This is a genomic window from [Clostridium] colinum, from assembly GCF_940677205.1.
GTDB classification, from domain to species: domain Bacteria; phylum Bacillota; class Clostridia; order Lachnospirales; family CAG-274; genus Tyzzerella; species Tyzzerella colina.
Genome location: NZ_OW712331.1, coordinates 830,709 through 843,359, shown reverse-complemented (window position 1 = coordinate 843,359; position 12,651 = coordinate 830,709). Strand labels below are relative to the sequence as shown.

The 12,651-nt window shown below is 24.6% G+C and carries 11 protein-coding genes; 3 read left to right on the top strand and 8 right to left on the bottom strand.

Annotated features, from left to right (window positions below):
* Nucleotides 1-185 precede the first annotated feature (185 nt).
* Genes dusB through NBW53_RS04095 form a run of 8 tightly spaced genes read right to left on the bottom strand, consistent with a single transcriptional unit; the run spans nt 186 to nt 7,090 of the window.
* Entirely contained in the window at nt 186-1,145 is a 960-nt protein-coding gene (gene dusB, locus NBW53_RS04130; RefSeq protein WP_250278820.1) for a tRNA dihydrouridine synthase DusB, read from the bottom strand.
* A 15-nt stretch (nt 1,146-1,160) separates the two neighbouring features.
* Nucleotides 1,161-1,484 carry a DUF6145 family protein gene (locus tag NBW53_RS04125; protein WP_250278819.1) on the bottom strand — a complete coding sequence of 108 codons (324 nt, stop codon included), beginning with the start codon at nt 1,482-1,484 and terminating at the stop codon, nt 1,161-1,163.
* An 11-nt stretch (nt 1,485-1,495) separates the two neighbouring features.
* A complete protein-coding gene (locus tag NBW53_RS04120; protein ID WP_250278818.1) occupies nt 1,496-2,476 on the bottom strand; it encodes a biotin--[acetyl-CoA-carboxylase] ligase in 981 nt (326 codons plus the stop codon).
* A 14-nt stretch (nt 2,477-2,490) separates the two neighbouring features.
* On the bottom strand, nt 2,491-3,033 hold the full coding sequence (locus tag NBW53_RS04115) for a hypothetical protein (protein ID WP_250278817.1): 543 nt from the start codon (nt 3,031-3,033) through the stop codon (nt 2,491-2,493).
* Between the two features lie 22 nt (nt 3,034-3,055).
* Nucleotides 3,056-4,213: a murein hydrolase activator EnvC family protein gene (locus NBW53_RS04110; protein ID WP_250278816.1), complete on the bottom strand. Its 1,158-nt coding sequence runs from the start codon at nt 4,211-4,213 to the stop codon at nt 3,056-3,058.
* Nucleotides 4,214-4,230: 17 nt separating this feature from the next.
* Entirely contained in the window at nt 4,231-5,301 is a 1,071-nt protein-coding gene (locus tag NBW53_RS04105; RefSeq protein ID WP_250278815.1) for a permease-like cell division protein FtsX, read from the bottom strand.
* On the bottom strand, nt 5,291-5,974 hold the full coding sequence (ftsE, locus tag NBW53_RS04100) for a cell division ATP-binding protein FtsE (protein WP_250278814.1): 684 nt from the start codon (nt 5,972-5,974) through the stop codon (nt 5,291-5,293). The genes NBW53_RS04105 and ftsE overlap by 11 nt, the downstream gene beginning before the upstream one ends.
* Before the next feature lie 24 nt (nt 5,975-5,998).
* A complete protein-coding gene (locus NBW53_RS04095) occupies nt 5,999-7,090 on the bottom strand; it encodes a PucR family transcriptional regulator (RefSeq protein WP_250278813.1) in 1,092 nt (363 codons plus the stop codon).
* A 267-nt stretch (nt 7,091-7,357) separates the two neighbouring features.
* On the opposite strand from NBW53_RS04095, the gene zapA reads away from it, so the two are divergent.
* The 3 genes from zapA to NBW53_RS04080 all read left to right on the top strand — a co-directional run bounded on the left by zapA (nt 7,358) and on the right by NBW53_RS04080 (nt 12,629).
* The gene (gene zapA / locus NBW53_RS04090; RefSeq protein WP_250278812.1) at nt 7,358-8,707 is read left to right on the top strand and encodes a cell division protein ZapA; all 1,350 of its coding nucleotides are present in this window, start codon (nt 7,358-7,360) and stop codon (nt 8,705-8,707) included.
* 181 nt (nt 8,708-8,888) lie between these two features.
* Complete coding sequence (locus NBW53_RS04085) at nt 8,889-11,273, top strand: U32 family peptidase (protein WP_250278811.1); 2,385 nt, start codon at nt 8,889-8,891, stop codon at nt 11,271-11,273.
* Between the two features lie 9 nt (nt 11,274-11,282).
* Nucleotides 11,283-12,629 carry an FtsW/RodA/SpoVE family cell cycle protein gene (locus NBW53_RS04080; RefSeq protein WP_250278810.1) on the top strand — a complete coding sequence of 449 codons (1,347 nt, stop codon included), beginning with the start codon at nt 11,283-11,285 and terminating at the stop codon, nt 12,627-12,629.
* Nucleotides 12,630-12,651: the final 22 nt, after the last annotated feature.

The window sequence follows — 12,651 nt, the reverse complement described above, 5'->3', positions numbered from 1 at the left end:
CTAGATTAAAATAAGTTTTTAAATATAAAATTTTTATTACCAACTTATATATTCTAGATAATATTATATTTAAAATAATTTATATTGTCAATAGTATGTAAATATATAAAAAGTTGGTTTTATAGGATATTTTCTCATAAAACCAACCTGTATACATTTCTAAAATTATTGTTAAATTTATATATTTATTGTTTCATGCTTATTAATAAATCTTCCATTTTTTTAGGTTCTTCTATACTATTTATTATAACTCGCATTTCTGAGCTTTTTGGCATACCTTTTATATACCAGCCTAAATGTTTTCTCATTTCTCTTATACCTATATACTCTCCTTTGCATTGTATAAGCATATTTAAATGTTTAATAGCTATATCTATTTTTTCATTTATTGAAGGTTTTTCTAAAATTTCACCTGTATTTAAGTAATGTACAACTCTTTTAAATATCCAAGGATTTCCTTGTGCTGCTCGTCCTATCATTATAGCATCACAACCTGTATATTCTAACATTTCTTTAGCTTTTTCTGGGCTAGTTATATCACCATTTCCTATAACAGATATATTAACACTTTCTTTAACCTTTTTTATTATGTCCCAGTCTGCTTTTCCAGAATAAAATTGTTCTCTTGTTCTACCATGTATAGCAATACCTGAAGCACCATTTTCCTCTGCTATTTTTGCTATTTCTACTGCATTTATACAGCTATCATCAAATCCTTTTCTTATCTTTATTGTTAATGGTTTATTAGTACTAGAAGAAACTGCTTTTACTATTTCTCCTATAGCTTTAGGATTTTTCATAAGGGCTGAACCATCTCCATTTTTTACTATTTTAGGTGCTGGACACCCCATATTAATATCAAAAAATCCTATATCATCATTATCATCTAATGTTCTAGCCATATCTGCTAAAACATTAGCATCTGAGCCAAAAAGTTGTACTGCAACTTTTCCTTCTCGCTTATCTATTTCTAATAATTTTTTAGTATTCTCGTTATTATACATAATTCCTTTAGCACTAACCATTTCAGAATATGTAAGTCCACAACCTTGCTCTTTGCATAATGTTCTAAACACAACATCTGTAACACCTGCCATAGGTGCTAAAAATACTTTATTATCTGGTTTAAAATTTCCTATTTTCATCTATTAACTCCATTTCTATTTTAAATTTGTACTATTAAATATTTTATACCATAAAGTTAAAGAAGATATAAGATTTTTATTTTCTCTTTTTATTTTTTCAATTTCTAGTTTAGCACCTATCTCATCACATAAAAAATCATCTTCTGAAAAGCTATATTCCATAAAAAAATCTCCATCATTATAAAATCCTAAAGTAAATATACCTCCTACCTTATTTACAAAATAAATCCCTATTTCCTTTATATTGTTTTTTATATCTGATGGTAATGTTTCTGCTATTTTATCAAAATAAAATTTTTGATTATAGCTAGAAGTTGCAAATATTATATTTTTATCCAAATAATCCCTCCTTAAATATACTCTCCATCAATATTTCTTAATGAAACCTCACCAGAAACTATTTTTAAAATATTATTATCTGTTTCAAATATAATTTCTCCTAAATTAGATATATCTAATACTTTACCTAATATTTCTTGCCCATTATAAATAACCTTAGCTTGCTTATCTAAGTTTATACAAAGGCTTTTATATTCTTCTAAAAATATAGAAAAATCTTTTTCTTTTTTATATATAAAATATTTATTTTCAAATTCTTTTAAAAGCATAGCTATTAACTTTTGTCTTTCAACATTTTTTCCAGTTTCTAAAAATATTGAAGTAGCTTTATTTTCAAGCTCATCACTAAATTTTTTATTATTAACGTTTATGCCTATTCCAAGTATAATATAAGAAACATTATCTACTTGTGCTGTAACTTCTGTTAATATACCACAAACTTTTTTATTATTTATGATAATATCATTAGGCCACTTTATTTTTGCATCAAGGTTTGTAACTTTTTTTATAGCATTACAAATACATATACCTGCTAATAGCGTTATTTGTACAATACTAAATAACTCTATATTAGGTCTTAATATTAATGATAAAAATATTCCTTCACCTTTGTTGCTTACCCAATTTCTATCTAATCTACCTTTTCCATTGGTTTGGCAATTAGCTACAACTAAAGCTCCCTCTTCTACTTTATCATCTGCTAATTTTTTTGCATATTCATTAGTAGAAGTTATTTCATCAAAAAAATATATATTTTTACCTAACACATATGTATTTATTTCTTTTTCTATCTCCATTTTGTTAAATAAAGAGCTATCTTTTACAAGTAAATAACCTTTATTAGTAACAGATATAATGTTATATCCCATATTTTTTAATTTAGATATATTTTTCCAAACGCCTGCTCTACTAATATTTAAACTTCGTGCAATCTTTTCTCCAGATATAAAATCACTACTATTTTTTAGTATATCTAATATTTTTTCAGTCATTTTATCCCCCAAATTTATTTTTTATTGCTCCAACTAAATCCTTTTAAATATTCATCAATACTATGTACATCAGAATTATTGTTATAATCTTCTTCATTAGGTGTTTTAATAGTAACATCTGTCAAAAGGCTATCTAAATTTACTTGTTCTATATTATCACCAAAATTTTGTCTTAAAGTTTGTAGTATAGCATTTTTTATATAGTCGTCTCCACCTTTTTTTATAATTGATTGATAATCTAACTGTTTTATTGTTTCTTTAGTTAATAATTGTACTTGTTCCATATTTAGCTTATTTAGATTTTTACTTTTACCACTTAATGTAATTTTTACAGAAAGCTGGTGATTTTCTTTGCCAGAAGAAAGGGTAACATCTACTGGCTTTAAAGTAACATATCCTGTTTTTGTACTGTTTAAAAATACTTGATATGTAATACCAAAAATAGATATAAAGGCTATAAATACTAATATTGATATAGTTATTATATAACTTTTTCTTTCTTGTTTATATTCTAATTTTTTATTATTTATATTTTTTTCAATTTTTTGTTTAGCCATATTTCCCCTTCCTCTCTACTATCTAACTTAAATATGGTGCTGGATTAGTATGTTTACCATTTATTCTAACTTCAAAATGAGCATGTACACCTGTGGAATATCCAGTAGAACCTGCTTTTGCAATAACTTGTCCTCTTTTAACTTGTTGTCCTACACTTACTAATAACTGTGAATTATGAGCATATAATGTTGTCATACCTCCGCCATGGTCTATAATAACAGTTTTGCCATATCCCCCTCTGTTACCTGAATATATAACTGTTCCTGTTTCTGCCGCTACAATTTCTGAACCATATGTAGCTTTTAAATCTAAACCAGAATGAAGTTCTTTTTTACCACTAATAGGGTTTATTCTATATCCATAAACATCATTATAAGGTCTTCCGGCATATTGAGGCACTGGATGAGCTAATCTTCCATTTGTACTAGGATAAACTTTATTTTTACTATTTGATGTAGCTTTAATTTTAGCTTGATTTATAAGATTAGTTATCTCTTTATCTTCTTTTTCAAGGTCTTTTATTTGTTGCTCTAAAGTGGCTTGCTGTTTATTTAAATTAATAACCATTTGTTGTTTTGTTGCAATATTTTTTTCTACTTCTTTCTTTTTCGTTTCTGTTTGTTTTGTTAAAACTTCTAAATTCTGTTTTTCAACTTTTATTTGTTCTACTTTTAATGATATAAACTCTTCTGTTTCTAGATACCTTTCAAAAAGTTTATTATCATATTCCATAATATAATTTATATATTCTATTCGTTTAAAAAAATCTGTAAATCCTTTAGCATCTAAAAGTATATCTACATAACCACTATCACCATATTCATATATAACTCTTATACGCTGTTTAAGACTTTTATATTGTTTTTCTTTTTTTATTTTAGCTTCTTCTAAATCTTTTTCTGACTTAACAAGGCTTTCTTTTGTTTTGTTTAAATTATTTTGTAAATTTTCAAGCTCTTTTTCTATTTTTTCTAAATTGTTATCCAAATTTTCTACTTCTTTTAATATATTACTTTTTTCTTGTTTGGACTTTTCTAACGTATTTTTAGAATTTTCTATTTTATTTTTAATATTGTTTTTTTCTTTATTAAGTTCACTAACACTTTTACCATAAATAATACTATTAAGAGAAAATATAAATATTATAGTTATTAACAATATATTTATTCTTTTTTTCATTTATTTCCCTCCTAATTTTATACGTTTAAATGTTTTTTTATAGAACTTACAGAACCTATAACTCCAAGCAATATTCCTAATATTACAGTAACTGGTGCTATTGCTAAAAACATTGAAAATGTATCTTGAAATTGAACATAATTTTCAATAAATGCCATTTTTTCATATATTAAACTAACAGCTTTACTATATCCAAAAATACATATAATAATAGATATGATAGACCCTATAATACCAATTATAATTCCTTCTATTACAAAAGGCCATCTTATAAACCAGTCGGTTGCCCCCACATATTTCATAATATTTATTTCTGTTCTTCTTATATAAACGGCAAGCTTTATTGTGTTTATAATAATCGTAACAGATATTACGGCTAAAATTAATATTATTATAATACTTGATATTCTAATGGCATTATTAATAGCTAAAAGTATATCCGATTCTTTTTGAGAATGTCTTATTTTTTCAATCCCTATATATTTATAGTCTTCATCACCTATGTTTGGTTCTTGTTTATCTTCTTGTTTAGTTTGTTCTTTATTTTGAGCTTTTGTTGTAGATTCTGATAAAGGATTTTCAATAATATTTTTTATTTCTTCATTTTCTTTTTTTCTGCTTTCTAAAAGTTGTATTTCAAATTCTCTTTGCAAATTTGTAACATCTTTTATAACTTGTTTTTGATTTTTTGCTCCATCTATTGATATTTCAAAGGACCTTGGAAATGGGTTATCATCTTCAAGTCCAGATAATATATTTTGGTCGTCTTGCCACTCCTTTTTAGCCCAATTAAGCGCATCTTCTTTAGACATATAATCAACTTGTATTACATTTGGTATATTAGATAATTTATCAAAAAGTACCTTTATCTCTTCATCTTTAACATCATCTCCAAGATATAATGATACTCCTATACTTTCTTCTACTTTTTCTAAAGCTCTATCAAGATTTATAGCTATACATAATGATATTATAAGAATAAAAGAACAAGCAGCAACAGAAGCTATAGATGCAACTGACATTAAACCATTTTTTGTTATACTTTTAGCCCCTTGTTTTATATGATACTTAGCGCTTCTAATCTTCATAGCTATATCCTCCCTCTTTGTCGCTTAATATTACCCCTTTCTGAATAGTTATAACACGTTTTTTCATTTCATCTACTATATCTTTAGCGTGAGTTGCTATAACAACTGTTGTACCTTTAGCATTTATTTCTTTTAATAATTCCATTATCTCCCAAGCTGTTTCTGGGTCTAGATTACCTGTTGGCTCATCTGCCAATAATATAGGCGGTTTATTTATTATAGCTCTTGCCAATGCTACCCTTTGTTGTTCTCCACCAGATAATTCATTTGGATAAACTTTAGCCTTATGTGTTAATCCAACCATAGCAAGTATAGCTGGTACATTTCTTCTTATAGCCTTAGGTGGAGCTTCTGTAACTTGCAATGCAAATGCTATATTTTCAAAAACAGTTTTACTAGGCAATAATCTAAAGTCTTGAAATACAACCCCTATTTTTCTTCTTAAATATGGTATTTCTTTTCTTCGTATATTATTTATATTTGTTCCATCTATAATTATTTTACCCTCTGTTGGCTCTACCTCTTTTAAAAGCATTTTCATAAGCGTAGATTTTCCAGACCCAGATGACCCAATAACAAAAACAAATTCCCCCTTTTTTATGTCAATAGAAACATTATTTATAGCAACTGCTCCATTATCATAAATTTTTGTAACTTTGTCTACTTTTATCAATTTTATCGCCCTTTCAAAATTTTGTTAATATTTAAAGTTTTCTCTATATTGCATATATTTACTAACCATTAACATTATTTTAAAAATAATTGCATCATCAAAGTTTCTAAGGTCAAGCCCTGTCATTTTTTGTAATTTATCTAGTCTATAAACAAGTGTATTTCTATGTATGTATAATTGTCTTGAAGTTTCAGAAACATTTAAATTATTTTCAAAAAATTTAGCAACAGTAGCAAGAGTTTCTTCATCAAATGAGGCCATTGTTATGCCATCTAAAACTTCTCCTACAAACATTTTGCATAAATTGTTTGGTAGCTGATAAATAAGTCTTCCTATGCCTAATTGTTCATATTTTATAATATTTTTATCTTCTTCAAATATTTTTCCAACTTCTAAAGCCATTTTTGCCTCTTTAAAAGAAGACGATATATTTTTTAAATCATATACAATAGAACCGATAGATATTAAAACATTTTTATTAAGTTCTTCTGTTAATGTTCTGTGCATTTCGTTTGCGAATTGTTCTACTGTTTCCTTATCTTCTTTGTCTTTAAGTTCTTTAACTAATATTATAGTTTTTTCATCTACTGCCGTTACAAAATCTTTACCTTTTATAGGAAATATACTTCTAACTACTTCAACAGTGTTAAGTTCTTTATCTACTTCTGTTTCTATAAGATATACTATCCTTCTAACATCATTTTCTATATGTAATTTTTTTGCTCTAGAATATATATCTACAAGTAACAAATTGTCTAATAATAAGTTTTTTATAAAATTATCTCTATCATATCTCTCTTTATACGCTATTAAAAGACTTTGTATTTGAAATGTTGCTATTTTACCTATTTGATATATTTCTTCATCTTCACCTTTTGCTAAAACTATATATTCTGTATTACCATTGTCTAAAACTTTAAAATATTGATAACCTTGTACAAGTTGATTTTCAGCTGGACTATTAATAAAAAAATCTATCCCATCTATTATTGCATTAACTAATTCTATTTCAGTAGTAACAACTACTTTACCTTCTCTATCAACTATACTAAACTCTCGCCTTGTAATATTTTTTAATCCGTCTATTGTACTCTGTAATATTTGATTTGAAATCATAATTAAAAGCAACTCCTTTTTATTATTTAATTTATATGATTTTATTTTAATTTCATTAACATCTCTATATATTTTATATCAAAAATAAGAAAAATAAAAGTCTATTTTATATAAAATGTTAAATTTTTTTATTAAAATCTAATTATATAGATTTATTTTTTCATTATTATACATTTTAAACTAATAATTTTAATAAAGTTTATTAAAACAATTGATATATTTTATATATATGATATAATTATTATATTATTTTTTGAGGTGAATTATATGAATATAGAAAATAATAATAATAATCAAACAAATAAACATACTATATCTGTAAAGATTGGTAACATAAATTATAATCTTTCAACAAATGAAAATGATGAATATATAACTGGTATTGCTAAATATGTTAATACTAAAATGGAAGAATTATCTTCTATATATGAAAATTTAAATAAAAATTCTACATCTTTTTTATTAGTTTTAGCTCTTAATATTGCAGATGACCTTTTTAAACAACGTCAATTATTTAATAAAAATAATAAATTAATTAACGAATTAGAAAATAAATTAAATTTATTATCAAAAAAAAATACTGAGCTAGATAATGAGTTAAAAAATAGTTTATCACTTTGTGAAAGTAAAGAAAACTCAATTATATATCTTGAAGATAAAATTAAAAATATTTCTAATGAAAAAGATGATATAATATCTAATTTAGAATTAAAAATTTCAACCTTAATGGAAGAAAAAAATCAAATTATATCTCAATTAAAAAATGAAATTGATGAACTTTTATCTGATAAAGATAACATTAACTCTAAATTAGAAGATTTATCTAATAAAGATAATATTATTTCTGAGCTTGAATACAAACTTCAAAACTCTTTAACTGATAAAGATAATGCTATTTCTCAGCTTGAATATAAGCTTGAAAATACTTTAGCTGATAAAAATAATACTATTTCTCAACTTAAAAGCACTTTATCCGACAAAGATAATATCATTTCTCAGCTTGAATATAAGCTTGAAAATACTTTGACTGATAAGGATAATACTATTTCTCAGCTTGAGTATAAACTTCAAAATGCTTTATCCGATAAGGATAATACTATTTCTCAACTTGAATATAAACTTAAAAATACTTTAGCTGATAAAGATAATACTATCTCTCAACTTAAGTATAAACTTGAAAACGCTTTATCTAATAATAAAAATATACAATCTCAAGTAGAATTTAATTTTAAAAATTCATTAAATGAAAAAAGTTCTATTATATCTAATCTTGAACAAAAGTTAAAAAATGCTCTAGATGAAAATAAAAATCTTCATTTTGAGTTAGAAGATAAAATAAATAAAGCTTCTTCTCAAAAAGATATAATTATTTCGGAACTAAAAAATAATCTTGATAAAGCATTAAATGATAAAGATAATACTATATCTATGCTAAAAGCCTCTTTATCTGAAAAAGATAACATAATAAATAGTCTAAAAGATAATCTTAATGAAGCTACAATAAAACTATCTAGCATAAAAGATATAGAAGAACTTGAGATAGAAAAAGACCTTCAAATATTAGATTTAGAAGAAGAAATAGAAAATCTCAAAGCTCAATTAGAAAAATTACAATAAATTTAATTTTACTAATTTATTGTAAAATATAACTAATTTTAATATATAATTATCCATATATATTGTTTACTTATATAGACAATTAATTTTTAAAATTTAATTATTTATATATATTTTAACAATTTTTGTACAATTTGTCCATAACTTTAATAAATTTTATTTTAGAAATTAGGTGAATATTTTGAATAACAAAAGAGTTGAACTTTTATCACCAGTTGGCTCAATGGAAAGTATGATATCTGCTGTAAATAACGGTTGTGATGCAATTTATTTAGGTGGTAAAAGCTTTAATGCTAGACAAAGTGCTAATAATTTTAATGATGAAGAGTTAAACTATATTATAGATTATTGTCATCTTAGAGGAGTTAAAGTTAATTTAACATTAAATATTCTTTATAAAGAAGAAGAAGTACAAAATGTATTAAATTTTGTCTCTAATGTTTATTCTTATGGTATAGATGCAATTATAGTACAAGATATTGGTATATTTAATCTTATAAGAAATAACTTTAAAAATGTTGCATTGCACGCTAGCACACAAATGACTATACATAACATAGAAGGTGTTAAATTTTTACAAGATTTAGGATTTAATAGAGTTGTTTTAAGTAGAGAACTTACACTTAAAGAAATTGAAAACATAACTCATAATACAGATATAGAAATAGAGGCATTTGTTCACGGTGCAATATGTGTATCTTATTCTGGCAGGTGTCTTATGAGTAGCCTTATAGGCGAACGAAGTGGTAATAGAGGAAGATGTGCTCAGCCTTGCCGTATGGAATATAAACTTATAAAAAATGATAAAATATACGCAAATGATTATTTATTATCTCCAAAAGATACCTCTACCTTACCTATAATAGATAAGCTAGTAAAATCTGGTATACATACCTTTAAAATAGAAGGAAGAATGAAAAGCCCAGAATATGTAGCAAGTGTAACTTCCAATTATAGAAAATATATAGATAAAGTTAATAATAATACATTTGATGAAATTGAAAATAATGATTTAAAAGAACTTACGCAAATATTTAATCGTGGTGGTAGCTCTATAACAGGTTATTATGAAAAATGGTCTAATAAATCTATGATTAGCCCTTCACCTAAAAGTAGTGGGCTAGAAATAGGTATAGTAGAAAGTTACAACAAAAAAACTAAAAAATGTGTAATAAAACTTAATGAACCTGTGGTTTGTGGTGATGGAATAGAAATTTGGACAAGAACTAAACCACATTGTGGAACAAATATATCTAAACAAGCTGGTGTTGGTGATTTAATAAACCTAACTATATGTGGTAATATAAATAAAGGTGATTTAGTTTTTCGCTCTTTTGATAAAGCTTTAGATAATAAACTAAAAAAATTATATTCTAAAGACACTAGAAAACAAGAAATAAAAGTAGATGTAATAGCTAAATTAAATAAACCTCTTACATTAAAATTATATGTTAATAATATAGAAATTATAGAAGAAGGATATGTAGTAGAACAAGCTAAAAATTCTTGTGTTACAGAAGATACTCTTATCGAAAAATTGTCTAAAACTGGAGATACACCTTTTTATTTTATTTTTAATAGTATAGATGTAGATGAAAATATTTATATACCTTTAAGTGCTATAAATGCACTTAGAAGAAATGCTACTGAAAATTTACAAGAAAAAATTATAAAAAGTTTTAAACGAAAAAAAATAAATGTTGAATATATACCTAAAGTAAAAGTAGCTAATAATAAATATTTAACTACTTTAGTACAAAACAAAGAACAATTTGATGCTTGTATAGAAACTAACCTTATAAAAAGAATATATGTAGAGCTTAACCAAGATAATCTAAATAATTTAAATTATTATATTGAAAATAGTCATAAAAATAATATAGAAATATATATAGCTTTACTTTGGATATTAAGAGAGCCTATGGCTGAAGACTTTTACAATATGCTATCAATATTAGAACAATCTAACATTGACGGATATTTATTAAGAAATTATATAAATTTAAATACCAATAAAAAAGTTATAGCAGATTATACTTTTAACATATTTAATAATGCCTCTATAGATAAATTATTATCATTATTTAATACTGTAACTTTATCTCCTGAGCTTAATATTTCAGAAATAAAGTCTTTAACGAGTGAAAATACTGAAATTTTAGTATATGGTAAACTACCATTAATGACTACCCATCAATGCCCTGTAGGTTTATATGTTGGTAATAAAGGCAATAATAGATTTTGTAAAATGAAAAATAACTGTGATTCTTTTTATTTAAAAGATAGAACTGGAGCTTGTTTTCCTATAAAAAATGATTGTTTTAATTGTGTAACAACTATTATAAATAAGTCTCCCCTATTTGTCTTAAATAAATATGAAGAAATAAATAAACTTTCTAACCAATATTTTCGCATTAGTTTTGTAGATGAAAATAAAGAAGAAATAAAAAATATTATAACATATTACAGCAAAACTTTAATTAATAAAGAACACTTTAATATAAAAAATAGTCCATTTAAAAATTTAGACTATACTAATGGTCATTTTTTTAGAGGTGTTTTATAGGAGATTTTTATGTATGAAATTATAGTAAATATTTCTAGATACATTTTTCTTATATATATATGCTTATTTTTATTACTTGGTTTTTTAATTTGTATAGGAGAAAAAAATATTATCTGCATAAATAATAAGGTTTACTTATTAATACAAAGGTTAATTATTTTTTTCTTCCATACCTCTGCATTTACAATATTATCTTTTAATAAAGAAACTAGAAATATCGATTTTTCTATCGTTCCATTTTTTATATTAACACTTATTTTTATTATTTTTGGTAATTTTGTAGCTTCTTTATTTTATAAAAATAGTTGTCATTTAATATGGAATGGTATTTTTTTCTTAATGTCTATAGGTATCACTACTTTATATAGACTTAACCATAATCTTGCTAAAAGACAATTTGCTTGGTTTATTTTAGGATTTTGTGTATGTTTAGCTATTCCTATATTGTTAAACATACTACCTCGATTAAATTTATTTAAGTACTTATATTTATTTATGGGGCTTTCTTTATTACTTGCTACATTATTAGTTGGTATAGAAGATGGTGGTGCTAAAAATTGGATATCTATAAAAGGTATTACCTTTCAACCGTCCGAATTAGTAAAGCTTTTATTTATTTTTTATTTATCCTCTTGTTTTTCAAGCTCTAATTTAAAAATAAAAAACTTAATCTTTCCATCTATAATGTCGCTTATATTTATTGTTTGTTTAGTTTTTCAAACAGACCTAGGAAGTGCATTAATATTTTTTATGACATACTTAGTTATGTTATATATTTCAACTTCTAAAACTTGGCTCATTTTACTAGGTATTTTTCTAGCGTATTTAGGCTCTATGTTAGGATATAATCTTTTTAACCATGTAAGAGTAAGAGTAGAAATATGGCTAAATCCTTGGTCAGATATATCAAATAAAGGATATCAAATAGCTCAATCATTATTTGCAATAGGTACTTATGGATTTATGGGAAGTGGCCTTAATATGGGTATGCCTCAATCTATACCTGTTGTAGAAAGAGATTTAATTTTTTCTGCTATATGTGAAGAATTCGGCTTATTTTTTGGTATTGGGCTAATATTAATTTTTATAATGATTTTTTATAGAAGTGTTAAAATTTCTTTAAATAGTCAAAATAAATTTTTAAGTCTTTTATCATCTGGTATGACAAGTTTAATGTGTTTTCAAACATTTCTTATAATAGGTGGTGCTACAAAGCTAATTCCTTTAACTGGCGTAACTCTTCCTTTTATAAGTTATGGTGGTAGTTCTATAATAATAAGCTTTACAATAATCGGTATTCTACAATGGGTATCAATAAGAAATACTAAATATAACATATTAACAGAAGAAGAATAGATATATTATAATAGTAAAAATT